General features: G+C 68.3%; 15 protein-coding genes, 3 tRNA genes and 6 pseudogenes. 19 read left to right on the top strand and 5 right to left on the bottom strand.

Annotated features, from left to right (window positions below):
• A pseudogene (locus Y694_RS24800) lies at positions 1-374 on the top strand (DNA helicase UvrD); the annotation flags it as partial.
• Here Y694_RS24800 and hpnE read toward each other — a convergent pair.
• The 3 genes and pseudogenes from hpnE to hpnC form a co-directional block, all read right to left on the bottom strand.
• A pseudogene (gene hpnE, locus Y694_RS10325) lies at positions 371-1,716 on the bottom strand (hydroxysqualene dehydroxylase HpnE). The pseudogenes Y694_RS24800 and hpnE overlap by 4 nt on opposite strands.
• A gap of 138 nt (positions 1,717-1,854) precedes the next feature.
• Positions 1,855-2,718, bottom strand: a complete 864-nt coding sequence (hpnD, locus tag Y694_RS10330; RefSeq protein WP_036232150.1) for a presqualene diphosphate synthase HpnD — start codon at positions 2,716-2,718, stop codon at positions 1,855-1,857.
• A 78-nt stretch (positions 2,719-2,796) separates the two neighbouring features.
• Positions 2,797-3,626: pseudogene (hpnC, locus tag Y694_RS10335) on the bottom strand (squalene synthase HpnC).
• Between the two features lie 196 nt (positions 3,627-3,822).
• Between hpnC and Y694_RS10340 the strand changes: the two are divergent.
• From Y694_RS10340 to Y694_RS10380, 9 genes and pseudogenes are all read left to right on the top strand, one after another.
• Positions 3,823-4,959, top strand: a complete 1,137-nt coding sequence (locus Y694_RS10340) for an efflux RND transporter periplasmic adaptor subunit (protein ID WP_036232153.1) — start codon at positions 3,823-3,825, stop codon at positions 4,957-4,959.
• 13 nt (positions 4,960-4,972) lie between these two features.
• The gene (locus Y694_RS10345; RefSeq protein ID WP_036232155.1) at positions 4,973-8,098 is read left to right on the top strand and encodes an efflux RND transporter permease subunit; all 3,126 of its coding nucleotides are present in this window, start codon (positions 4,973-4,975) and stop codon (positions 8,096-8,098) included.
• A gap of 96 nt (positions 8,099-8,194) precedes the next feature.
• Positions 8,195-8,281 (top strand) — tRNA-Leu (locus Y694_RS10350).
• A gap of 35 nt (positions 8,282-8,316) precedes the next feature.
• A complete protein-coding gene (gene tig / locus Y694_RS10355) occupies positions 8,317-9,621 on the top strand; it encodes a trigger factor (protein ID WP_036232157.1) in 1,305 nt (434 codons plus the stop codon).
• Between the two features lie 127 nt (positions 9,622-9,748).
• Positions 9,749-10,355: pseudogene (clpP, locus tag Y694_RS10360) on the top strand (ATP-dependent Clp endopeptidase proteolytic subunit ClpP).
• A 104-nt stretch (positions 10,356-10,459) separates the two neighbouring features.
• Entirely contained in the window at positions 10,460-11,731 is a 1,272-nt protein-coding gene (gene clpX / locus Y694_RS10365; protein ID WP_011828892.1) for an ATP-dependent Clp protease ATP-binding subunit ClpX, read from the top strand.
• A gap of 123 nt (positions 11,732-11,854) precedes the next feature.
• Positions 11,855-14,272 (top strand): endopeptidase La, encoded by a 2,418-nt coding sequence (gene lon / locus Y694_RS10370; RefSeq protein WP_036232159.1) that lies wholly within the window; start codon positions 11,855-11,857, stop codon positions 14,270-14,272.
• 101 nt (positions 14,273-14,373) lie between these two features.
• Positions 14,374-14,449 (top strand) — tRNA-Gly (locus Y694_RS10375).
• An 85-nt stretch (positions 14,450-14,534) separates the two neighbouring features.
• Positions 14,535-14,608: transfer RNA gene (locus Y694_RS10380), tRNA-Cys, on the top strand.
• Between the two features lie 490 nt (positions 14,609-15,098).
• On the opposite strand, the gene murI is transcribed toward Y694_RS10380, so the two are convergent.
• A complete protein-coding gene (gene murI / locus Y694_RS10385) occupies positions 15,099-15,929 on the bottom strand; it encodes a glutamate racemase (RefSeq protein ID WP_051495694.1) in 831 nt (276 codons plus the stop codon).
• Positions 15,930-16,132: 203 nt separating this feature from the next.
• On the opposite strand from murI, the gene Y694_RS10390 reads away from it, so the two are divergent.
• The 4 genes and pseudogenes from Y694_RS10390 to Y694_RS10405 all read left to right on the top strand — a co-directional run bounded on the left by Y694_RS10390 (position 16,133) and on the right by Y694_RS10405 (position 20,681).
• The gene (locus Y694_RS10390; protein WP_011828895.1) at positions 16,133-16,882 is read left to right on the top strand and encodes an electron transfer flavoprotein subunit beta/FixA family protein; all 750 of its coding nucleotides are present in this window, start codon (positions 16,133-16,135) and stop codon (positions 16,880-16,882) included.
• A gap of 2 nt (positions 16,883-16,884) precedes the next feature.
• The gene (locus Y694_RS10395) at positions 16,885-17,814 is read left to right on the top strand and encodes an electron transfer flavoprotein subunit alpha/FixB family protein (protein WP_036232161.1); all 930 of its coding nucleotides are present in this window, start codon (positions 16,885-16,887) and stop codon (positions 17,812-17,814) included.
• A gap of 97 nt (positions 17,815-17,911) precedes the next feature.
• A complete protein-coding gene (locus Y694_RS10400; RefSeq protein WP_036232163.1) occupies positions 17,912-19,702 on the top strand; it encodes an acyl-CoA dehydrogenase in 1,791 nt (596 codons plus the stop codon).
• A 14-nt stretch (positions 19,703-19,716) separates the two neighbouring features.
• Positions 19,717-20,681 (top strand): annotated as a pseudogene (locus Y694_RS10405) (NAD(P)H-dependent flavin oxidoreductase).
• A 13-nt stretch (positions 20,682-20,694) separates the two neighbouring features.
• On the opposite strand, the gene Y694_RS10410 reads toward Y694_RS10405, so the two are convergent.
• Entirely contained in the window at positions 20,695-21,090 is a 396-nt protein-coding gene (locus Y694_RS10410; RefSeq protein WP_036232172.1) for an FKBP-type peptidyl-prolyl cis-trans isomerase, read from the bottom strand.
• A 394-nt stretch (positions 21,091-21,484) separates the two neighbouring features.
• Between Y694_RS10410 and Y694_RS10415 the strand changes: the two genes are divergently transcribed.
• The 5 genes and pseudogenes from Y694_RS10415 (at position 21,485) to Y694_RS10435 (ending at position 24,719) form a co-directional block, all read left to right on the top strand.
• Positions 21,485-21,706 carry a hypothetical protein gene (locus tag Y694_RS10415; RefSeq protein ID WP_011828900.1) on the top strand — a complete coding sequence of 74 codons (222 nt, stop codon included), beginning with the start codon at positions 21,485-21,487 and terminating at the stop codon, positions 21,704-21,706.
• Between the two features lie 215 nt (positions 21,707-21,921).
• On the top strand, positions 21,922-23,016 hold the full coding sequence (locus Y694_RS10420) for an amine dehydrogenase large subunit (RefSeq protein ID WP_011828901.1): 1,095 nt from the start codon (positions 21,922-21,924) through the stop codon (positions 23,014-23,016).
• Between the two features lie 54 nt (positions 23,017-23,070).
• Positions 23,071-23,683: pseudogene (locus tag Y694_RS10425) on the top strand (LysE family translocator).
• Between the two features lie 119 nt (positions 23,684-23,802).
• A complete protein-coding gene (locus Y694_RS10430; RefSeq protein WP_036232165.1) occupies positions 23,803-24,492 on the top strand; it encodes a DUF6781 family protein in 690 nt (229 codons plus the stop codon).
• Positions 24,493-24,512: 20 nt separating this feature from the next.
• The gene (locus Y694_RS10435; protein WP_036232167.1) at positions 24,513-24,719 is read left to right on the top strand and encodes a dodecin; all 207 of its coding nucleotides are present in this window, start codon (positions 24,513-24,515) and stop codon (positions 24,717-24,719) included.
• The last annotated feature ends 199 nt before the right edge of the window (positions 24,720-24,918 follow it).

Genomic DNA, 24,918 nt, shown 5'->3' on the forward strand with positions numbered 1-24,918 from the left:
CCGCAGCGGCGGCGGCCGTCGAGTTCGCGTTGCCGCCCGACGCCGCGCCTCGCGTGGCCGCGCTGGTGCGGGCGGTGCTGGGCAGTGCGGCCTGTGCACGCTTCTTCGACCCGGAGGCGTTGCACTGGTCGGGCAACGAGGTGGCGATCGCATGGCGCGGCGCCGCGTTGCGCATCGATCGGCTGGTGGCATTGCACACGCCCGCAGGCCCGGAGTGGTGGGTGCTCGACTACAAGCTGCAGCACGCACCGCAGGCGATCGAGGCCTACCGGGAACAACTGGCCGGCTACCGCGAGGCCGTGCAGTCCCTGCAGGGGGGCGAGAGCGTGCGTGCGGCCTTCATCACCGCGGCCGGCGAGGTGATCGAACTCTAGGGCCCGCTGCGCGAGGCTGATGGCTCGTGCGGAAGCTTCGTTGGCGGGAGTGCCTGTGCTGCGGCCTGGCCGGCGCGCATTGCGCCCTCGAGCGTGGCGGGGTAGGGCCCATCGATGTAATCACCCGCGGCGAGCAATCCCGGCGCGATGCTGCCGCCCGGGCGCCGCAGACCGGGCGTGCAGAGGAAGGTGGCGCGCTTCTCGCTGAGCACCCGCAGCAGCCGGGGCTCGCTCGGCAGGCAGCGGCCGAGCTGCGCTGTGGCCTGCAGACGCACCGCCTCGGCCGTGGCGTCGAGCCCGCGCACGACGGCGTCGGCCGCGCCGCTGATGACGAAGGCCAGCGTGCCGGTTGCGCCCGGTTCGCGTGCCGGGTCACGCAGCTGGCCGAGATCGAACACGTATTGCGCCGGCGACACGGCGTCGCGCGCGTCCAGGGCGAGCATCGGCGCCGGGAGCCGGGCTCCGGATGCGTGCAGCAGCACGGTGACGATCGGTTCGTAGCGCAGCGCGGCGGCCAGATCGGCCCAGGCCGGCGCATGCGGCGCGGCGAGGCGGGCGGCCTCGACGGCGCTGCAGGCCAGCACCACGCGGTCGAATCGCTCGCCATCGACCTGCCAGCCGCCGGTGTCGGGGGCGATCGCGTTCACGCGCCGTCCGGTGTGCAGCACCGCGTCGCGGGTGCGCAGCCACGTTGCGGCGGCGTCGGGCCACAGCGCGCCGAGGTCCACGCGCGGCAGCAGCAGGTCCGAGGCGCCGGGGCCGGCGAACAGTGCGTCCCGCAGCACGCGCAGGAACACCTGCGCGCTCGCCTGCTGCGCCGGCGTGTTGAGCGCGGCGACGCACAGCGGTTCGATCAGGGCTCGGCGCAGCGTGGCGGGCAACGAGGCCGTGAGGTCCGCGACCGTCAGGCGTTCGTCGCAACGGAAGCCGCGCAGCAGCCATCCGCCGGTCGTGCACAGCAGCGCCATCCGCTCGCGCAGCGACCAGCCCCGGGCAGACAGCACGCCGCGCACGAAGCCGGGCAGCGCCGGCCCGCGCGGCAGGGACAGGCCATGTCCTTGCGCATCGATCAGGGTGAGGGGTCTGCGCTGCAAGACCGTGCGCTCATCGACCCCGACCGTCCGCAGCAGCGACAGCGTCGCGCTGTATGCGCCGATCAGGATGTGCTGGCCGTTGTCGAGCGCCAGGCCGTCGACCGACGCGGGCAGGCGCCGCGCGCGACCGCCCAGCGACGGCGCCATCTCGCCAGCGTGACCTGGTGGCCGAGCGCGCTCGCCTCGACCGCTGCGGCCAGCCCGGCCCATCCGCCCCCGACGATCGCAACCCGCAGCGCCGACGTCATGCGAACACTTCGGTGATGGGGTCTAACCAGCCACCCTCAGGAGGAAAACCGAGGCCATCGCGCAGACGCCGCGGATCCGGCTTCGCCGGTCCGCCAGCGTCGCCCCCTGGGGGGGAGCGGCGCAGCCGCAACGGGGGGTCACCTTTCACGCCAGTTGGTTTTCCACGCCAGCCACAGCTTGCGCAGCGGGGTCAGCGCGGTGCGCTGGTGCAGCACCTGGAAGCCGGTGGCCTCGATCTCGCGCAGCAGCGTGCGGTAGATCTCCGCCATCATCAGGCCTGGCCGCTGTGCACGGCGCTCGTCGGCGGGCAGCGCCGCGAACGCCTCGTCGTAGGACCGGTGCGCGCGCTCGGCCTGGAACTTCATCAGCGAGGTGAAGCGCTCGCTGTAGCCCCAGGGCGCCTCGCGCTTGAGCAGCTCGTGCGCCTTCACGTCGAAGCGCTGCAACTCGCTCACCGGCAGGTAGATGCGGCCGCGGCGCGCATCGTCGCCGACGTCGCGGATGATGTTGGTGAGCTGGAAGGCGCGGCCCAGGGTGTGGGCATAGCGTCGCGTGCCCTCGCTCAGCGGGCGCCCGGGCTCGCAGCCGAAGATGCTGGCAGCGACCTCGCCGACCACGCCGGCCACCAGGTGGCAGTAGCGTTGCAGCGTCACGTCGTCGAGGTAGCGCGTCTGGGTGAGGTCCATCTCGCAGCCGTCGATCACGGCGCTCAGGTGCTCGGCACGGATGCCGTAGTCGGCCACGTGCGGCATCAGGGCCTGCAGGACCGGGTGGTGCGCCTGACCGGCGAAGGCCTCGGCCACCTCCTTGCGCCACCAGGCCAGCTTGGTGGCCGCGACGCCGGGGTCGGAGACTTCGTCGACGACATCGTCGACCTCGCGGCAGAACGCGTAGAACGCGGTGATGGCGGCGCGGCGCGCCGGTGGCAGGAACAGGAAGGCGTAGTAGAAGCTCGACCCGCTCGCAGCGGCCTTGTCCTGCACGTACTGTTGGGGCGTCATGGGGCGAGGGCGGGGCGGGCGAGTCGGTGCGGTGATTCAGGAGATTGTCACATCGGCCGCGGGCCGCACCGTGCTCCGTCAGGCGCGTGCACGCATGCGGAAGGCGCGCCAGGCGATCAGCGGTCCGTCCAGCGCCCGCAGCCGCGGCCGCCGGCGCAGCGTGGCGAACTGCAGGGCCTCGATCTTGTCGACGATGCGCAGGCCGCCCTGCACCACGCCGCGCAGTTCCCAGCCGGCCCGGCCCGGCAGCCGGTGGACCAGCGGCGCGCCGCTCAGCATCAGCCCGCGCGTCCAGGCGCATTGCGCCTGCACCAGTGCCCGGCTGGCGACGCTGTCGTGCTGCAGGAACAGCGCGGCCTCGTCGACGCGTGGGCAGCGCACTGGTCGAGCGGAATGTAGAGCCGGCCGCGCGGCAGGTCGATGCTCAGGTCCTGCCAGAAATTGATGAGCTGCAGCGCGCTGCAGATCGCATCGGAGCGCTGCAGGCTGTCAGCGTCCTGCACGCCGTACAGGTGCAGCAGCAGCCGTCCCACTGGATTGGCCGAGCGGCGGCAGTAGTCCAGCAGTTCGGCGCGGTCGGAGTAGCGGGTCTGGACCACGTCCTGCACGAAGGCGTCGAGCAGATCCTCCAGCAGCGGCAGCGGCAACGCGTGCTTCGCGATCGCGACGGACAGCGGCTCGAACACGGCGGCCCAGCGTGGCGAGACCGCCGCGCCGGCGGCGACGGCATGCAAGTCGGCGCGGTAAGCCGCCAGGTCGGCGAGCCGCTGCGCGGCGGGCGCATCGCCCTCGTCGGCCAGATCGTCCGCCGTGCGGGCGTAGTGGTAGATCGCCGTCACGGCCGGCCGCAGGGCCGGTGGGCAGAGCAGCGAGGCGACAGGAAAGTTCTCGTAGTGATCGACGCTCATCGGGGCCTGCATGCTGGCGTGCGGCCGCATTGTCCACGCCGGCGGCGCGCAGTGAGCCGGGACGGACGTCGCGTTGACAGGCCCTGCGACCGACCCGTATATTACTGACCAGTCGGTCATTAAATCTTCCGGAGCTCCGTTCCACGGCGCCGGGAGTCCATTCCCGTCCCGTCCACCTGACGTTCAAGGGTTCGACATGCGCCTGCCGTTCTCTCGCCGCGTCCGCCTCGCCGTGATGCCGCTGTGTGCCCTGTTCCTGCTGGCCTGTTCGAGGCACGAGCCGGCGCCCGAGCCGGTGCGCGCCGTCCGCACGCTCACCGCTGCGGGCGACGTGGCCGGCGGTCGCTACGAGTTCGCCGCCGAGGTGAAGGCGCGCATCGAGTCGCGGCTCGGCTTTCGTGTCGGTGGCAAGATCCTGCGGCGCGATGTCGATCTGGGCGACAGCGTCAAGGCCGGCCAGGTGCTCGCTCGGCTCGATCCCCGCGATCTGCGGCTCGGCGAAGACAGTGCGCGTGCGGCCCTGTCGTCGGCGCAGGCCAGCCATGACCTCGCCGCGGCCGACCACCGGCGCTACCAGGAACTGCTGGCCCGGGGCTTCATCAGTGCAGCCGAGCTCGAGCGTCGCGACGCCACGCTGAAGGCGGCGCGCGCCGCGCTCGACCAGGCCCGTGCCCAGTCGGCCGTGCAGGGCAACCAGGCCGACTATGCGGTGCTGCGGGCCGATGCGGCGGGCGTCATCACGGCGGTGGAGGCCGAGCCCGGCCAGGTGATGGCGGCTGGGGCGGCCGTGCTGCGACTGGCCCAGGACGGGCCACGCGACGCGGTGTTCTCGATCCCCGAGGACAAGCTGGCGCTGGTGCGGGCGCTGGTAGGCAAGCCCGGCGCGGTGAAGGTCCAGCTCTGGGGTTCGTCGGAGTTGCTGCCGGCGACCGTGCGCGAGATCGCCGCGGCCACCGATGCCGCCACGCGCACCTTCTTGGTCAAGGCGGACGTGGGGCGTGCCGAGGTCAAGCTCGGACAGACGGCGGCGGTGATGATCGAGACGCCTCGGATCGCCGGCGTCATCAAGCTGCCTCTCAGCGCGCTGGTGGAATTGCAGGGCAAGACCTCAGTATGGCTGCTCGATGCGCAGAGCATGACGGTGCGGGCCCAGCCGGTGCAGGCCAGCGGCGCCGAGGGCAATGCGGTCATCGTGACGGCCGGCCTGGTGCCGGGCCAGGAGGTGGTGACTGCCGGCGTCCACCTGCTGACTCCGGGCCAGAAGGTCAAGCGCTACGCCGAGCCGGGCGCGGCCGCCGCCGCCGCGTCGGCCGTGACCGCGGTGACTCACTGAGTCCGAGGCCGTGATGGACGCACCCGCTGCCGATCGCTTCAATGTCTCGCGCTGGGCACTCGAGCATGCCGCGCTGACACGCTACCTGATGGTGGTGCTGATGGTGCTGGGCTTCGTGGCCTACTTTCAGCTGGGACAGGACGAGGATCCTCCGTTCACCTTCCGCGTGATGGTGGTGCAGGCCTTCTGGCCCGGTGCGACCGCGCAGCAGATGGCCGAGCAGGTGACCGACAAGATCGAGCGCACGCTGCAGGAGGTGCCCTATGCCGACAAGATTCGCAGCTACACCAAGCCCGGCGAGTCGCTGACGCTGCTGCAGATCAAGGACTCGTCGCCGGCGCGCGAGGTACCCAACGTCTGGTACCAGGCGCGCAAGAAGCTGGGCGACGCGCGCGGCCAGTTGCCCTCCGGCGTGCAGGGCCCGTTCTTCAATGACGAGTTCGGCGACGTCTATGGCTCGATCTACGCGCTGACGGCCGATGGCTTCAGCGACGAGGAGCTGCGCCAGCATGCCGAGTCGCTGCGCACACGGCTGCTGCGGGTGCCCGACGTGGCGAAGGTCGAGCTGTTCGGCGTGCAGGCCGAGAAGGTGTACGTCGAGATCCCGCAGAAGCGGCTGGTGCAGCTGGGCATCGACCTGAACGCGGTACTGGCCCAGCTGGGCGCGCAGAACGCGGTGGAGGGCGCGGGCGCCTTCCACGTCGCCGGGCAGACGGTGCAGGTGCGCATCGGCGGTCAGTTCAACTCGATCGACGAACTGCGCGCCTTCCCGATCCGCGCGGTCAATGCGAGCACCGGCGCGGCCAGCAGCCTGCGGCTCGGCGACATCGCGACCATCCAGCGCGCCTACGTGGACCCGCCGAGCATCAAGGTTCGCCACCAGGGACGCCCGGTGATCGCGCTGGGCATCTCGATGTCGCGCGGTGGCGACATCATCGAGCTCGGCAAGAACCTGCAAGCGGCCACCGCGAAGATCCAGGCCGACCTGCCGATGGGTGTGGAGCTGTCTCAGATCCAGGACCAGCCGCAGGCGGTGTCGCGTTCGGTGGGCGAGTTCGTTCGGGTGCTGATCGAGGCGGTGGTGGTCGTGTTGGCGGTGAGCTTCATCGCGCTGGGCCTGCACTCCAGGCCGCTGCGCATCGACGTGCGACCCGGGCTGGTGGTGGCCATCACGATTCCGCTCGTTCTGGCGATCACCTTCATCACGATGTACTACTGGAGCGTGGGCCTGCACAAGATCTCGCTCGGCGCGCTGATCATCGCGCTGGGCCTGCTGGTCGACGACGCCATCATCGCCGTCGAGATGATGGTGAGGAAGCTCGAGGAGGGCTACGACAAGGTCCGCGCCGCCACCTTCGCCTACGAACTGACCGCGAAGCCGATGCTGACCGGCACGCTCATCACCGCCGCCGGCTTCCTGCCGATCGGGCTGGCGAAGTCGGTGACGGGCGAGTACACGTTCGCGATCTTCGCCGTGACCACGGCAGCGCTGCTGATTTCCTGGGCGGTGTCGGTGTACTTCGTGCCCTACCTCGGACTGCTGCTGCTCAAGGCCAGGCCGCACACGGCGGGCGAGGCCGCGCACGAGCTGTTCGACACACCGTTCTACACGCGCTTTCGGGCGCTCCTCAACTGGTGCGTGGCGCACCGCTGGCTGACCATCGGCGTGACGCTGCTGGTGTTTGCGCTCGGCATCGTCGGCATGGGGCGGGTGCAGCAGCAGTTCTTCCCCGACTCGAGCCGCCCGGAGATCCTGGTCGACCTGTGGCTGCCGGAGGGCGCCTCCTATGCGGCCAGCGAGGACGTTGCCAGGCGCTTCGAGGCCCGCCTGATGCGCGAGCCCGGGGTCCAAGCCGTGACCACCTGGGTCGGTTCGGGTGTGCCGCGCTTCTACCTGCCGCTCGACTTCGTGTTTCCGCAGACCAATGTGTCGCAGTTCATCCTGCTGCCCAAGGACCTGGCGGTGCGCGAGACGCTGCGCCAGAAGCTACCGGCGCTGCTGGCCGAAGAATTCCCTGAGGTGCGCGGGCGGGTCAAGTTGCTGCCCAACGGGCCGCCGGTGCCCTATCCGGTGCAGTTCCGGGTGATCGGCGACGACGTCCAGGCGGTGCGGCAGTGGGCCGACGAGGCCAAGGCCATCCTGCGCGGCAACGCCAGCATGCGCGGCGTCAACGACAACTGGAACGAGTCGGTGAAGGTGCTGCACCTCGAGGTGGACCAGGACAAGGCCCGCGCGCTCGGCGTCACCAGCCAGGCCATCGCCCAGGCCTCGCGCACGGTGCTGACCGGCAGCACGGTGGGCCAGTACCGCGAGGGCGACCGGCTGATCGACATCGTGCTGCGCCAGCCGGCCGACGAGCGCAACGCGCTCACCGACCTGGCCAATGGCTACGTCCCGACCACTAGTGGCCGCTCGATCCCCCTGGCCCAGATCGCCAAGGTCGGTTTCACCTGGGAGCCGGGCGTGCTGTGGCGAGAGGGGCGGCATTACGCCGTCACCGTGCAGGGCGACGTGGCCGAAGGCCTGCAGGGCGCCACCGTGACGGCGCAGCTGTGGCCACAGCTCGAACAGCTGAGCCGGCGCATGCCGCCGGGCTACACGATCGAGATCGCCGGCGCGGTGGAAGAGAGCAGCAAGGGCCAGGGGTCGATCGCCGCCGGGGCGCCACTGATGCTGTTCATCATGTTCACGCTGCTGATGCTGCAGCTGCACAGCTTCAGCCGCGCGGTGCTCGTGTTCCTGACCGGTCCGCTGGGCATTGCCGGGGTGGCGGCCGCGCTGCTGCTGCTGGGGCGGCCGTTCGGCTTCGTCGCATTGCTGGGTGTGATCGCGCTGAGCGGCATGATCATGCGCAACTCGGTGATCCTGATCGACCAGATCGAGCAGGATCGCGCCCGTGGCATCCCGGCCTGGACGGCCATCGTGGAGTCGGCGGTGCGGCGCTTCCGCCCGATCGTGCTGACGGCCGCCGCCGCGGTGCTGGCGATGATCCCGCTGACCCGCAGCGTGTTCTGGGGGCCGATGGCGGTGGCGATCATGGGCGGGCTGATCGTCGCCACCGCACTGACGTTGCTGGCCCTGCCGGCGATGTATGCGGCGTGGTTCAGGGTCCGGCGCCCCGAACTGGAAGCCGGCTAAAATCTCCGGTCGTCCGAATCGGGGCCCCGGCGAAGCGGTGCACCGAACTCGACCGAACTCGACGACAAGGGCCGGCGGGCCCTTGTTCAATTTCCAGCGCGGGTGGCGAAATTGGTAGACGCACCAGGTTTAGGTCCTGACGCCCGCAAGGGTGTGCGGGTTCGAGTCCCGCCCCGCGCACCACACGCATCCTTCAGTCCAGCGAGAGAGTACAGATCATGGCTGTCACCGTCGAAACCCTCGAGAAGCTCGAGCGCCGCATCACCCTCATCCTGTCGGCCGACACGATCAAGAACGAGGTCGAAACGCGCCTGAAGCGCCTCGCCAAGACGGTCAAGGCCGACGGCTTCCGCCCCGGCAAGGTGCCGATGAGCGTGGTGGCGCAACGCTATGGCTACTCGGTCCAGTACGAGGTGATGAACGACAAGGTCGGCGAGGCCTTCAGCAAGGCCGCCAACGAGGCGCAGCTGCGCGTCGCCGGCGCGCCGCGTATCTCCGAGAAGGAAGGTGCGCCCGAAGGCGAGCTGGCCTTCGATGCGACCTTCGAGGTCTATCCGGACGTGAAGATCGGCGACCTGTCGGCCACCGAGATCGACCGCGTGAGCACCGAGGTGACCGATGCCGCGATCGACAAGACACTGGACATCCTGCGCAAGCAGCGCCGCACCTTCGCGCAGCGCGCGGCGAGCGAAGGCGCGGTCGACGACGATCGCGTGACGATCGACTTCGAGGGCAAGATCGACGGGGTGCCGTTCGACGGTGGCAAGGCCGAGGGGTTCCAGTTCATCCTTGGCGAAGGCCGCATGCTGGAGGCCTTCGAGAAGGCGGTGCGCGGTATGAAGACCGGCGAGTCCAAGACCTTCCCGCTGCAGTTCCCCGACGACTACCAGGGCAAGGAAGTGGCCGGCAAGGAGGCTGACTTCCTGGTGACGCTGACCAAGATCGAGGCACAGCACCTGCCGGAGGTCGACGAGGCGTTCGCGCAGTCGTTGGGGATCCAGGATCCGACCCTCGAAGGCCTGCGCGCCGACATCCGCAAGAACCTCGAGCGCGAGGTCAAGAACCGCCTGATCGCCCGCAACAAGTCGGCGGTGATGGAGGCCCTGATCAAGGTGGCCGACCTCGACCTGCCGAAGGCGCTGGTGCAGAACGAGACCGATCGCATGATCGAGGGCGCCCGCGCCGACCTGAAGCAGCGTGGCATCAAGGACGCCGACAAGGCGCCGATCCCCGCCGAGATCTTCCACGAACAGGCCGAGCGGCGAGTGCGCCTGGGCCTGGTGGTGGCGGAGCTGGTGCGCACGAACCAGCTGCAGGCCAAGGGCGAGCAGATCGGGGCGCACATCGAGGAGATGGCGCTGAGCTACGAGAAGCCCGAGGAGGTCCGCCGTTGGTACTTCGGCGACCGGCAGCGCCTGGCCGAGGTCGAGGCCCTGGTGGTCGAGAACAACGTCACCGAGTTCGTGCTGTCGAAGGCCAAGGTCAGCGACAAGCAGCTGCCGTTCGACGAGTTGATGGTCTGACCCGGCAACGCTGTCTCCGAAGGCGCCGTGCCGCGAGGCCGGCGCCTTCTTGCCATCTCTCGAGGCTTGCTCTTGACGCGACATAATCAAGCCGCATCTGAAGCAGGTCGTCGAATCAAGGAGTGCCATGAGCGCGCTGGAAACACAGAATCTGGGCATGGTGCCCGTCGTCATCGAGCAGTCGGGCCGCGGCGAACGCGCCTACGACATCTACAGCCGTCTGCTGCGCGAGCGCGTGATCTTCCTGGTCGGTCCAGTCAACGACCAGACCGCCAATCTGGTGGTGGCGCAGCTGCTGTTCCTGGAGAGCGAAAACCCCGACAAGGACATCTCGCTGTACATCAACTCCCCGGGCGGCTCGGTCAGCGCCGGTCTGTCGATCTTCGACACCATGCAGTTCATCAAGCCCGACGTGTCGACGCTGTGCATGGGCATCGCGGCGAGCATGGGGGCTTTCCTGCTGGCCGCCGGCGCCAAGGGCAAGCGCTTCGCGCTGCCGAACTCGCGCGTGATGATCCACCAGCTCGGGCGGGGCCCAGGGCCAGGCGACCGACATCGAGATCCAGGCGCGCGAGATCCTGAAGCTGCGCGAGAGCCTCAACGGCATCCTGGCCGAGCGCACCGGCCAGCCCCTGGAGAAGATCCGCGCGGACTCGGAGCGCGACTACTTCATGTCGGCCGAGGAAGCCACCGGCTACGGCCTGATCGACAAGGTGATTTCGCAGCGCGCCTGACCCGACTGGCCGGGTAACTGGGTGGGCAACGGGGCCTTTTTCGACACCAAGGCCCCGTTTTCTTTTCCCTTATCATTCTTGTCACTCCCCAGACGGCTCGTCCCATGCCCGAGAAAAAAGGCTCCTCCAGCGAAAAAGTGCTGTATTGCTCGTTCTGCGGGAAGAGTCAGCACGAGGTGAAGAAGCTCATCGCCGGCCCGTCGGTGTTCATCTGCGACGAGTGCATCGAACTCTGCAACGACATCATCCGTGACGAAGTGCCCGCGGAAAGCGGGGACGCGAAGGCAGCCAAGAGCGATCTGCCGGTACCCGGCGAGATCAAGGCCAGTCTGGATCAGTACGTGATCGGACAGGAGCCGGCCAAGCGCACGCTGGCCGTCGCGGTCTACAACCACTACAAGCGCCTCAAGCATGTGCAGGGCGTGGGCAAGAAGGAGGACGTGGAGCTCGCCAAGAGCAACATCCTGCTGATCGGCCCCACCGGTTCCGGCAAGACACTGCTGGCGCAGACGCTGGCGCGGCTGCTTAACGTGCCGTTCGTGATTGCCGATGCCACCACGCTGACCGAGGCCGGATACGTGGGCGAGGATGTCGAGAACATCATCCAGAAGCTGCTGCAGAACTGCAACTACGAGGTCGAGCGCGCGCAGCGCGGCATTGTCTACATCGACGAGATCGACAAGATCTCGCGCAAGGCCGACAACCCCTCCATCACGCGTGACGTGTCGGGCGAGGGTGTGCAGCAGGCGTTGCTCAAGCTCGTCGAGGGCACGATGGCCAGCGTGCCGCCGCAGGGCGGTCGCAAGCACCCGAACCAGGACTTCCTGCAGATCGACACCACCAACATCCTGTTCATCTGCGGCGGCGCCTTCGACGGCCTCGAGAAGGTGATCCAGAACCGCTCCGAGAAGTCGGGGATCGGCTTCGGCGCCAGCGTGCAGAGCAAGACCGAACGCAAGGTCAGCGAAGTGTTCCGCGAAGTCGAGCCCGAGGACCTGATCAAGTTCGGTTTGATTCCTGAGCTGGTCGGCCGCCTGCCGGTGGTCGCCACGCTGGGCGAGCTGACCGAGGACGCGATGGTGCAGATCCTCACCGAGCCGAAGAACGCGCTGGTCAAGCAGTACCAGAAGCTGTTCGCGATGGACGGCGTCGAGCTCGAGATCCGGCCGTCGGCGCTGACCGCCATCGCCCAGAAGGCGCTGGCCCGCAAGACCGGAGCGCGCGGGCTGCGCTCGATCATGGAGCACTCGCTGATGGACACCATGTTCGATCTGCCCACCATGGATGGCGTCCAGAAGGTCGTGCTCGACGAGCACACGATCGAAGAACACACCAAGCCGCTGCTGGTCTACCGCGAACAGAAGGCCAGCGCCTGAGGCCGTAGGCGCATCCGAGGCCGGCCCGTCACCGCTCCGCCTGCCACCGTCGCCGCCACCCCAGGCTCCCTTCTTGCAATTCCCCGCTCGGGCTCCATCTGAGCCTGAGAAAGAGAGGCCTCCATGTCCGGACATCCCGTTCTTCCCGCCGACCCGATCACGCTGCCGCTGTTGCCGCTGCGTGATGTGGTCGTGTTCCCTCACATGGTGATCCCGCTGTTCGTCGGCCGCCCCAAGTCCATCAAGGCGCTGGAAGCCGCGATGGAAGCCAGCCGCCAGATCATGCTCGTGGCTCAGAAGGCCGCCGGCAAGGACGAACCCAAGGCGGACGACATGTTCGACATCGGCTGCGTCTCGAGCATCCTGCAGATGCTGAAGCTGCCCGACGGCACGGTGAAGGTGCTGGTCGAGGGCATGCAGCGCGCCACCACCGTCAGCATTGACGACAGCGGCGAGTACTTCACCGCCGAAGTGGCCCCGATCCCGCCCGAGCAGGGAGCCTCGCCGGAAGTCGAGGCGCTGCGTCGTGCCGTGACGCAGCAGTTCGACCAGTACGTCAAGCTCAACAAGAAGATCCCGCCCGAGATCCTGACCTCGATCGCCGGCATCGACGACGCCGGCCGCCTGGCCGATACGATCGCCGCCCACCTGCCGCTCAAGCTCGAGAACAAGCAGGCCATCCTGGATCTCGACTCCGTGAACGCGCGGCTCGAGAAGCTGCTCGAGCAGCTCGAGCATGAGGTCGACATCCTGCAGGTCGAGAAGCGCATCCGCGGCCGCGTCAAGCGCCAGATGGAGAAGAGCCAGCGCGAGTACTACCTCAACGAGCAGGTCAAGGCGATCCAGAAGGAACTCGGCGAGGGCGAAGAAGGTGCGGATCTCGAGGAGCTCGAGAAGAAGATCATCGCCGCCAAGATGCCCAAGGACGCGCGCAAGAAGGCCGACGCTGAGCTGAAGAAGCTCAAGCTGATGTCGCCGATGTCGGCCGAGGCGACGGTGGTGCGCAACTACATCGACACCCTGGTCAACCTGCCCTGGGCGAAGAAGACCAAGATCAAGCACGACCTGCTCAATGCCGAGGACGTGCTCAACGAAGACCACTACGGCCTCGACAAGGTCAAGGACCGCATCCTCGAGTACCTCGCGGTGCAGGCGCGCGTGGACAAGGTCAAGGCGCCGATCCTGTGCCTGGTCGGCCCCCCGGGGGTCGGCAAGACCTCGCTCGGTCAGAGCGTGGCGCGCGCGACCGGACGCAAGTTCGTGCGCATGGCGCTAGGTGGCGTGCGCGACGAGGCCGAGATCCGCGGTCATCGCCGCACCTACATCGGCTCGATGCCTGGCAAGGTGCTGCAGAGCCTGACCAAGGTGGGCACGCGCAACCCGCTGTTCCTGCTCGACGAGATCGACAAGCTGGGCATGGACTTCCGCGGCGACCCGTCGTCGGCGCTGCTGGAAGTGCTCGATCCCGAGCAGAACCACACCTTCAGCGACCACTACATCGAGCTCGATTTCGACCTCAGCGACGTGATGTTCATCGCCACGTCGAACTCGATGAACATCCCGCCGGCGCTGCTGGACCGGATGGAGGTGATCCGTCTGTCCGGCTACACCGAGGACGAGAAGCTCAACATCGCGCAGAAGTACCTGCTGCCCAAGCAGTGCAAGAACAACGGCGTGAAGGAAGAGGAACTCGACGTCACGGAGAGCGCGCTACGCGGCATCATCCGCTACTACACGCGCGAAGCCGGTGTGCGCTCGCTCGAACGCGAGATCAGCAAGATCTGCCGCAAGGTGGTCAAGGGTCTGTCGCTGAAGAAGTACGCTGGCCGCGTCGTCGTCACCGACGAGAACCTCAACGACTTCCTGGGCGTCCGCAAGTTCGACTATGGCCGTGCCGAGAAGGAAGACCAGGTCGGCCAGGTGGTCGGTCTGGCGTGGACCGAGGTCGGCGGCGACCTGCTGACCATCGAGGCGGCGGTGATGCCCGGCAAGGGCAACATCATCCGCACCGGTTCGCTCGGCGACGTGATGAAGGAATCGGTCGAGGCGGCCCGTTCGGTGGTGCGCTCGCGCGCCCGTCGACTGGGCATCAAGGACGAGCTGTTCGAGAAGCGCGACATCCACATCCACGTGCCCGATGGCGCAACGCCGAAGGACGGGCCGAGCGCCGGTGCGGCGATGACGACGGCGTTCGTGTCGGCGCTGACCGGCATTCCGGTGCGCTCGGATGTCGCGATGACCGGCGAGATCACGCTGCGCGGCGAGGTCACGGCGATCGGCGGGCTCAAGGAAAAGCTGCTGGCGGCCCACCGTGGCGGCATCAAGACCGTGATGATCCCGGAAGAGAACGTCAAGGATCTCCAGGACATCCCCGAGAACGTCAAGAACCACCTCGAGATCGTGCCGGTGCGCTGGATCGACAAGGTGCTGGAGGTCGCACTCACGGCCCTGCCGCAGCCGCTGGTCGACGAGGAGCCCAAGCCCGAGACACCCAAGCCCGATGCGGCACCGGCGGCCGGCGGAGAAGTGATCAAGCATTGAGCCGGCGGGGCGGTGGCGTGCTTGCGTCACCGCGACTGCTTCGGCTATACTGCGAGGCTCGCAACGAAGCGATTCCTTGCGAGACGGTCAGTGAAAAGCGTGCGGGAATAGCTCAGTTGGTAGAGCGCAACCTTGCCAAGGTTGAGGTCGCGAGTTCGAGCCTCGTTTCCCGCTCCAGTCTTGTGATGAAAGGGAAGCTCATGCTTCCCTTTTTCGTCAGCGGTTTGTTGTCAGGATCGCTGGTGTGGTCGAGCGACTCCAGGGCGCGGTAGCAAAGCGGTTATGCAGCGGATTGCAAATCCGTCCAGGGCGGTTCGACTCCGCCCCGCGCCTCCAGTCTCCGCACGGCGGCCTCGTGCTTCCTCATCGCCTCGCGCCAGCGGGGCGTTTTTGTTTCCGGCCTCCTGTGCGGCGCTACCATCCGCTCGGGCCTCGATGGCGAAATTGGCAGACGCAGCGGACTTGAAATCAATTTGAGCGCCCGCGCGGAAACGCGCGGGATGAATCCCGTCAAATTCGGAGAACCCCCTGCGGTGCGTTATGCATCGCGAGGCAACGCCGAGCCAAGCCGCAGCCGGGCCGGGGCGGAAGGTGTAGAGAGCGGACGGCGGGCACCTAAGGCGCAAGCGATGGTGAAGGCGCGCTCCAGACCCCGAACGTGTACAGCGCTGGCTGCGCGCGGCGGCGAAAGCCGTAGCAGGTAAGAAAATCCGCCGGACCCTGACCGGTCCATCCCGGTTCGATCCCGGGTCGAGGCACCACCGAGCCCCCTGCGGGCGGCTTTGCCGTCCGCCGTGCGGCGTTTCGCGCACGCGTGTGCCTCGCCTCAGACCGCCGGGAGTTGTCGCGTCTCGACCTCGAAGTCCAGCCACCGGCCTGCGACCAGTGTCAGCGTCGCCAGGTCGCCGGTGGTCCACAGCCGGGCGGGCCGGGCGGCGGCCTGTACGTCGGCGGACCGCAGGCCGACGATGAGCTGCTGCACGCGTCGCGCCACGGCGTCGGCCGTGTCCACCAGCTGAACCCCAGCGCCGAGCGCCCGCTGGATGTGCTGCGCCACGAACGGATAGTGCGTGCAGCCCAGTACCACGGTGTCGACCGCCGCCTCGCGCAGTGGGGCCGTGTACCGGTCCACCAGGGCCAGCACCTCAGCGCTGTTGGCATCGCCGGCCTCGATCGCGTGCGCAAGACCGGCGCAGGCCTGCAGATGGAGCTGGGCCCCCTGCGCATGCGAACTGACGAGCCGACGGAACTTGTCGCTGGCCAGCGTGCCGCGCGTCGCCATCACGCCGATGCGGCCGCTGCGGCTCAGTGCGATAGCGGGCTTGATGCCGGGTTCGACCCCGACGAACTGCACGTCGGCATGCTCTTCGCGCAGCGCGCGGACCGCCGCGGCAGTGGCGGTGTTGCAGGCCACCACGATGAGCTGAGCGCCTTCGCGCAGCAGGTGGGCGGTCAGCACGCGCGAGCGCTCGATCACGTAGCCTTCGTCGCGCTCCCCGTACGGAGCGAACCCCGAGTCCGCGACGTACAGCAGGCGCGAATGCGGCAGGTGGCGGTGCAGTGCGCGCAACACCGACAGCCCGCCGACGCCGGAATCGAACACGCCGATGCAGGCGGCAGAGGGGCGGTCGTCCAGCGGCGCGGCGGTGTTCGTCATGGGCGCGCGAGTCTAGCAAGTGGCCGGATCGCGCAGTTCGGCGCCCTTCATTGACGCCATCGGACATGTCTGACCGGTGTGGCGATCGGTATCATTCCGCCGAAACCGAACGATCGTGCTTTTTTGCGGGGCGCCGTCCGGGTCGGGCAGGTGGGCTCCATAGAATCGCAGCGCAGGTTTGCATCAATTCCGGAGAAGATCGAATGAAGGCACTGGTCGCCGTGAAGCGCGTGGTGGACTACAACGTGAAGGTTCGCGTGAAGAGCGACGGCACGGGAGTGGACACCGCGAACGTCAAGATGAGCATGAACCCGTTCGACGAGATTGCCGTCGAAGAAGCGGTCCGGCTCAAGGAGAAGGGTGCGGTCAGCGAGGTCATCGCCGTCTCCTGCGGCGTCACCCAGTGCCAGGAGACCCTGCGCACCGCGATGGCCATCGGCGCCGACCGCGCCATCCTCGTCGAGTGCACCGAAGAGCTCCAGCCACTGGCGGTGGCCAAGCTCCTGAAGGCCCTGGCCGACAAGGAACAGCCTCAGCTCGTCATCCTCGGCAAGCAGGCCATCGACGACGACTGCAACCAGACTGGCCAGATGCTCGCCGCGCTCGCCGGCTGGCCCCAGGCCACCTTCGCCAGCAAGGTCGAGATCCTCGACGGTCGGGCGCAAGTCACCCGCGAGGTCGACGGCGGCCTGGAGACCGTCTCGGTCGCGCTGCCGGCGGTGGTCACGACCGACCTGCGCCTGAACGAGCCGCGCTACGTCACCCTGCCCAACATCATGAAGGCCAAGAAGAAGACCCTCGAGGTCCTCAAGCCGGCCGACCTGGGCATCGACGTCACTCCGCGCCTCAAGACCCTCAAGGTCAGCGAGCCGCCCAAGCGCGGCGCCGGCATCAAGGTGCCCGACGTCGCCACCCTCGTGGCCAAGCTCAAGACCGAAGCCAAGGTGATCTGATCATGACCACACTCGTCATCGCCGAACACGACCACGGCAGCCTCAAGGGCGCCACCCTCAACACCGTCACCGCCGCGCTGCAATGCGGCGGCGAGGTCCACGTGCTGGTCGCCGGCCACCAGGCCGCCGCGGCGGCGCAGGCGGCCGCGCAGATCGCCGGCGTGACCAAGGTGCTGCACGCCGACGCGCCCCAGCTCGCCGAGCAACTCGCCGAGACCGTGGCGGCGCAGGTGCTGGCCCTGGCCGGCGCCTACAGCCACCTGCTGTTCCCGGCCACGGCCCACGGCAAGAACGTCGCGCCGCGCGTCGCAGCGCTGCTCGATGTCGCGCAGGTCAGCGACGTCACCCGCGTCGACAGCCCCGACACCTTCGAACGGCCCATCTACGCCGGCAACGCGATCGCCGTGGTGCAGAGCAGCGACAAGGTGAAGGTCCTGACCGTGCGCACCACCGGCTTCGACGCCGCGGGCACGGGTGGCAGCGCGCCGGTGGAGAGCGTGGCGCCGGTGGCCGACGGCGGCAGCAGCCGCTTCGTCGGCCGCGAAGTCACCAAGAGCGACCGGCCCGAACTCACCGCGGCCAAGATCATCGTCAGCGGCGGCCGGGCGCTGGGCAGCAGCGACAAGTTCAACGAGGTGCTCACGCCGCTGGCCGACAAGCTCGGCGCGGCGTTGGGGGCCAGCCGTGCGGCGGTCGATGCCGGCTACGCGCCCAACGATTGGCAGGTCGGGCAGACCGGCAAGATCGTCGCGCCCAGCCTGTACATCGCCGCCGGCATCTCCGGGGCCATCCAGCACCTCGCGGGCATGAAGGACTCCAAGGTGATCGTCGCGATCAACAAGGACCCCGAGGCCCCGATCTTCAGCGTCGCCGACTACGGCCTCGAGGCCGATCTGTTCGAGGCCGTGCCGGAGCTGGTCCGGCAGCTCTGAGGTCGACCGCATTCCCCACCCCGGCATCCGAACGCGACGAACCGCGTCCGGGCGCCTCTTCGAGCCGACAGAAGCTCGGCCTTCCAGGAGACACGTCATGAGCTACCAGGCCCCCGTCAAGGACATGCTGTTCTGCATGCAGGAACTCGCGGCGCTCGAGGAAGTGGCCAGGTTGCCTGGCTTCGAGGACGCCGGCATCGACACGGCCCAGGCCGTGCTCGAGGAGTGCGCCAAGTTCAACGAGGGGGTGGTGGCGCCGCTCAACTGGGAAGGGGACAAGCAGCCCTCGTCCTGGAAGGACGGTCGTGTCACCACGACGCCGGGCTTCAAGGAGGCCTTCCGCGGGTTCGTCGAGGGTGGCTGGCAGGGGCTGCAGCATTCGGTCGACTTCGGCGGGCAGGGTCTGCCCAAGACCATTGGCTCGGCCTGCGGCGAGATGCTCAACAGCGCCAACCTCAGCTTCGCGCTGTGTCCCTTGCTGACCGACGGCTGCATCGAGGCGCTGCTGACCGCCGGCTCCGAGGCGCAGCAGCAGACCTACATCCCGAAGATGATCTCCGGCCAGTGGACCGGTACGATGAACCTGACCGAGCCGCAGGCCGGCTCCGACCTCGCGCTGGTGCGCACGCGCGCCGAGCCGCAGCCTGATGGCAGCTTCAAGCTGTTCGGTACCAAGATCTTCATCACCTACGGTGAGCACGACATGGCCGAGAACATCGTCCATCTGGTGCTGGCCCGCGTCAGCGGCGCGCCGGAGGGCGTGAAGGGCATCTCGCTGTTCATCGTGCCCAAGTTCCTCGTCAAGGCCGATGGTTCGCTTGGCGAGCGCAACGACGTGCACTGCGTCAGCATCGAGCACAAGCTGGGCATCAAGGCCAGCCCGACCGCGGTGCTGCAGTACGGCGACCACGGTGGCGCGGTGGGCTACCTGGTCGGGCAGGAGAACCGCGGCCTCGAGTACATGTTCATCATGATGAACGCGGCCCGCTATGCCGTCGGAGTGCAGGGCATCGCGGTCGCCGAGCGCGCCTACCAGAAGGCCGTCGCCTATGCGAAGGACCGCGTGCAGAGCCGCCCGGTCGACGGCTCGGTGCGCGGCAGCGCACCGATCATCCACCACCCCGACGTGCGCCGCATGCTGATGACGATGCGGTCGCACACCGAAGGCTGCCGCGCAATGGCGATCGTCGCTGCCGCCGCCTACGACGCGGCGCATGCCCACCCCGATGCCGAGGTGCGGGCGCAGAACGAGGCCTTCTACGAATTCATGGTGCCGCTGGTCAAGGGTTACAGCACCGAGATGAGCGTCGAGGTTGCGAGCCTGGGCGTGCAGGTGCATGGCGGCATGGGCTACATCGAGGAGACCGGCGCGGCGCAGTACTACCGCGACGCCAAGATCCTCACCATCTACGAAGGCACCACCGCGATCCAGGCCAACGACCTGGTGGGCCGCAAGACCGCGCGCGATGGCGGCGGCACGGCCAAGGCGATCGCGGCCCAGATCGCGCGCACCGAGGCCGAGCTCGCGGCGCGCGACAGCGTTGCGGCCCGCGCGGTGCTCAAGCGCCTGACGGCCGCGCGCACCGCCTTCGAGCAGGTGGTCGATTTCGTCGCCGGCCAGACCAAGGCCAGCCCGAACGCGGTGTTCGCCGGCAGCGTGCCTTACCTGCTGCTGGCCGGCAGCCTGATGGCCGGCTGGCAGCTCGCCCGGGCGCTGCTGGTGGCCGAGACGCGCGCCGCGGCCGGCGATGACGCGGCCTTCATGAACGCCAAGGTGGCCACGGCGCGCTTCTACGCCGAGCACCAGCTGAGCAAGCTGCCCGGCCTGCGCGACAGCATCGTCGAGGGGGCCGATTCGGTCACCGCGCTGGCGCTGGACGCGTTCTGAGCGGCGGGTCTTCGATGCCGCTGCCGCCGATCCTGCAGAAGCTGCCGCTGCCGATCATCGGCGCGCCGCTGTTCATCATCAGCAACCCCAGGCTCGTGATCGAGCAGTGCAAGGCCGGTGTTGTCGGCTCGATGCCGGCACTCAATGCGCGCCCGGCCGCGCAACTCGACGACTGGCTGGCGGAGATCACCGAGGCACTGGCCGCCCACGACCGGGCGCATCCGGAGCGACCGGCCGCCCCGTTCGCGATCAACCAGATCGTGCACCGGAGCAACGACCGCCTCGAGCACGACATGGCGGTATGCGCGAAGTACAGGGTGCCGATCGTGATCACCTCGCTCGGCGCGCGCACCGACATCAACGATGCGGTGCACGCCTGGGGTGGCGTGGTGCTGCACGACGTGATCAACAACACCTTCGCCCGCAAAGCCATCGAGAAGGGCGCCGACGGCCTGATCGCGGTGGCGGCCGGTGCCGGCGGTCACGCGGGCGTGAAGAGTCCGTTCGCGCTGGTGCAGGAGATCCGCCAGTGGTTCGACGGCCCGGTGGCGCTCAGTGGCGCCATCGCGCATGGCGGTGCGGTGCTCGCGGCGCGTGCGATGGGTGCCGACTTCGCCTACGTCGGCTCGGCCTTCATCGCCACCGAGGAGGCGCGCGCGGTCGACGGCTACAAGCAGGCCATCGTCGAAGGCAGCTCGGACGACATCGTCTACAGCAACCTTTTCACCGGCGTGCACGGCAACTACCTGAAGGGATCGATCCGCAGCGCCGGCCTCGATCCTGAAGCGCTGCCCGAGAGCGACCCGAGCGCGATGAACTTCGGCGCGGCGCTGAACGACAGCGGACCGAAAAGGCCTGGAAGGACATCTGGGGCTGCGGGCAGGGCATCGGCGCGGTGCAGCAGGTCGTGCCGGCCCGCTTGCTGGTCGAGCGACTGGCGCGCGAGTACCGCGACGCAGTGTCGCGCGTCGCATCCTGAACCCTCGGCGCACTCAGCGCGCGGTCAGTCCCAGCAGCTCGACCTCGAACACCAACGTGGCATTCGGCGGGATCAGGCCGCCGCCCGCGCCTCTGGGGCCGTAGGCGATGTCTGAGGGGCAGGTCAGCTTGGCGCGGCCGCCGACCTTCATGCGCTGCACGCCCTCGGTCCAGCAGGGGATCACGCGGTTGAGCGGGAACTCGATCGGCTCGCCGCGCTTGTAGGAGCTGTCGAACTCGCGACCGTCGGTGAGCTTGCCGCTGTAATGCACCTTCACCACGTCGGTCGGTCGCGGGCTGCCGCCGCTGCCGTCCTTCAGCGAGAGGTACACCAAACCGCTGGGCGTGACCACCGCGCCGGCCTCCTTGGCGGCGCCGGCCAGCGCATCCGGCTGTGCCCGGGCCGCCATGCTGCCGAGTGCCAGCAAGCCGCCGATCAGCAGCACAGGGAGGTTCGAGGTCGGTTTCGTCACGGGCAGCTCCGGCGGGCAAGGGGATGAGGCGGCGGATCATGCCCGCGTCGCCGCGCCGGTGCAAACGCTTGCGCTTCCGCGACATCGATCTCGGGGGCCGGCTGTCGCCGGCCGCCACGCCGGTTCACACCCCGGCGACCGCGCCGAGGCGTGCAGCAGGGGCATGGCCGCGGGGGCGCAGGGTGGCAACCGGCACGCGCGTCGGCGCGTTTCCTACAGACGCAGCAGTCCGCGGCCGACCCCCGGCTTGGGTGGTGAGCTACGGCGCCGGCACCGCCTTGCATCTAAGCTGTATACATCGTCGCTGCCATTGCAGATGGGAGTCCGCATCATGAGCACCGCCTCGTCACTTGCCGCTGCCGACGCCAGCTATGAGCTGCGCTTCGATTCCATGTTCGTCGCCGGACGTGGCCTGTCCTTTCCCTGCGACGCCCACGGGTGCGTCGACCTCGATCGGCTGAGCGAGCGCGCGCGTCACAACTACCTGTACGCGAGGGCCGTCGTCGGCCGCGAATTCCTCACGCCCTCGGTCTGCTGCTGCGCCCTGCACTGAGCCGCCGATCGCGCCCGGCCCCGGCCGCCGGGGTATTGGCTTATCACAAAGTGCGGGCCGCATGGTGATCGCCGCGGCCGCTGACAGAAGATCGGGAAGTTTTCCCGGATGTCGAATTTGCGGCTTGAGGGAAACTCTCCCGCTCGTCACGCATCCCACGCAGGCGTGGCCAGCCCCTAGCCGCGTTTCGAACGACAACCGAGGAGACCTTTCGCATGAAATTCCATTGCCCGCGTGGCGTCACGTTGCTGCCTGCCTTCGCGATCTCGCTGGTTGTCGGGCTCCAGGCAGCGCCGGCCCAGGCAGCCGGCGAAGCCGGCCTGGCTTACGTCAGCAACCAGAACGGCGAACTGTCGGTGATCGACCTCGCCACGATGGAAGTCACCAAGGAGTTCAGCAGTCCGGGCAAGGAACCGCGCGGCCTCGGCGTCACCGCCGACGGCAAGCTGCTGGTCACCGCGAATCGCGCCGATGGCAACATCTCGGTGATCGACCGCGAGACCGGCAAGCTGCTGAGCACCGTCGTGATCGGCAAGAACCCCGAGTTCGTGCGGACCCGCGGCCACATGGCCTTCGTGTCCTTCGAACCGGCCTCCGACGGCAAACCGCCGCCGAAGCCGGGCTCGCCGGAGGCGATGGCTGCGGAGAAGGCCAAGGATGACGACGATGAGAGCCCTGCTTACGTCGCCGTGGTGGATCTGAAGGCCGGGAAGGTGCTGCGGCGCATCCGCGGGGGTCTCGAGACCGAGGGCATCGAGTTCTCTGCCGACGGCAAGCACATCCTCGTGACCAACGAGGAAGATGACAACATCACGGTCCACAATATCGCGACCGGGAAGAAGGTCAAGACCGTCGATGTCAAGCCGTATGGCGATCGGCCGCGCGGCATCAAGCGCGCGCCGGACGGCAAGTCCTATGTGGCCACCATCGAGCACGGCAACACGCTGGTGGTGATGGACGACAAGTACAAGGTCGTCAAGTCGGTCCCGACCGGCGACACGCCGTACGGGCTCGCCTTCGACCGCAGCGGCGAGCGCCTGTTCGTGGCCAATGCGAAGAGCAAGACGCTGCAGGTCTACAACGCCAAGACCTACGAGACCATCAAGACCATTCCGACCGGTGAGCGCTGCTGGCATTTCACCTTCACCCCGGACGACAAGCAGATCCTGATCGCCTGCGGCCGCTCGCACGAGGTGGTGGTGATCGATGCCACGACGCTGGAGCCCACCAAGCGCATCGCCGACAAGAAGCTGCCTTGGGGCATAGTCACGTATCCCAAGTCGGTCGGCAGCCTCGACTGGCCGGAGTGAACGGCGTCTGCGGGTTCGGGTCGCCGTGTGCGACCTGACCCGCGGAGGTGAACCATGCTCGGAGTGGCCGATTACGGCGCGTTCGTCGTCACGGTGATCGTTTCCTGGCGATCCCGGGCCCGGGCAATCTGGCGCTGATCACCTCCACCGGCAAGGGCGGGCCGCGCGGCGGCTTTGCTGCGACGCTGGGCGTCATCGCCGGCGACCAGGTGCTGATGTGGCTGGCGGTGGCCGGTGTAGCCGCGCTGTTGCAGGCCGCCCCGGTGGTGTTCGGCGCGGTGCAGTGGGCGGGCGCCGCCTACCTAGCTACATCGGCTGGCGGCTGATCACCAGCCGGCCCGGTGATGCACCGGTGCTGCAGATCCTGCCGCGGCACTACTTCCGCCAAGCCTGCATGATCACCCTGCTCAACCCCAAGGCCATCGTGTTCTATATGGCGTTCTTCCCGCTGTTCGTCGACCCGGCACGTCACCAGGGCCTGCCGACCTTCGGCCTGATGGCGGCCACGATTGCCGTGCTGACCTTTCTCTACGGTGCCATCGTGGTCCTGCTGACGCACCGGCTGGCCGACCGGCTGCGCGCCAGCCCGCGCATCACCAAGGCGCTGGAGCGGCTGGCGGGCGCGCTGCTGATCGGTTTCGGCGTGAAGCTGGTGCTGAGCCGGTAGCGGCCGGGCCGGCTGCCCCAGGCCGGGCGCAGCCCTGCCGAAGAAGCCTATTGCGTCTGCGGTGCAACGGCGGTATCAATGCAGTATTCCGACGGCTCGCCAACCACCGAGGAGACTGCATGGCCACCAAGACCGGGATCGACCAGGACGCGCTGATCACGATGTTCTCTCAGGCCAGCGCCAAGCAGGGTGAGGCGCTGCGGCAGGCCGTCGCCGAAACCACGCTGCGCGCCCTGCAGGGCCGCGAGCTGACGCTGAAGAACATCCGCGGCGTGCTGAAGACCGTGGCCGAAGCCGCCTCCACCGGCGCGGCCCAGCACGGCGGCAAGCCTGCCGAGGTGGAGGCGCTGCTGGGGTCGGCGATCGACGGCATGGACACGGCGCTGCTGCAGGCCGTCGAGGCCAATCGCCGGGCGCTGCAGCAATTCCTCGACCAGGGTGCCGACCTTCAGAAAGGCGGTATCAAGAGCGCATTGAGCGACCTCGAGAAGCTGGAGGACACCTTCTTCAGCAGCGTCAGCAAGGCGGCCCAGACGGCCGGCGCGCCGCTTCAGGGACCGTGGGCGCAGGTCCTGGACTCGATGAAGCTCAAAGGCACCGACAGCGGCGCCCAGGCGGCGCAGACGGTCGAGCAACTGCTCTCGCAGACGCAGACGGCGATGCGCGACGGCCGGGCCATGAGCCTGCGCGCTGGCAAGGCGCTGATGGACAGCTATGCCGCCCTGGTGAGCGGCGTGCTGATCGGCATGTCCGAAGGCCTGCAGCGCGGGGGCAAGGATGCCGGTGCGCCGTCCTCGCGCAAGCGTTGAGCCGACCCGGGAGCGACGCCATGACCGACCATGTCTACAAGACCATCGAGCTGACCGGCTCGTCGAAGAAGGGCATCGAGCCCGCGGTGCAGAACGCCATCGCGAAGGCGCACGAGACCGTGCGCAACATCCAGTGGTTCGAGGTCACCGAGACGCGCGGTCACGTCGTCAAGGGCAAGGTGGCGCACTGGCAGGTGTCGCTGAAGATGGGCTTCACGCTCGATTAGCTGGCAGGTCCGGTGGGGTGGGCAGTATGGAAATGGCGTTGATCGATGGGGTCCTGGCGGGCATCGCGCTCGCCGTGTGCGTCGTGCTGCTGCTGCGTCTGGTGGCCGGTGCGCGGCGCCGCGACCGATTCGACGCCGCCGCGCGGCGCACTTGGCGGGCCGGTCGTCAGCGCGCTGTGGCGCTGTGGCGCTGGCCGGG

The sequence above is a fragment of the Methylibium sp. T29-B genome (genome assembly GCF_000576225.1).
GTDB lineage: Bacteria > Pseudomonadota > Gammaproteobacteria > Burkholderiales > Burkholderiaceae_C > Methylibium > Methylibium petroleiphilum.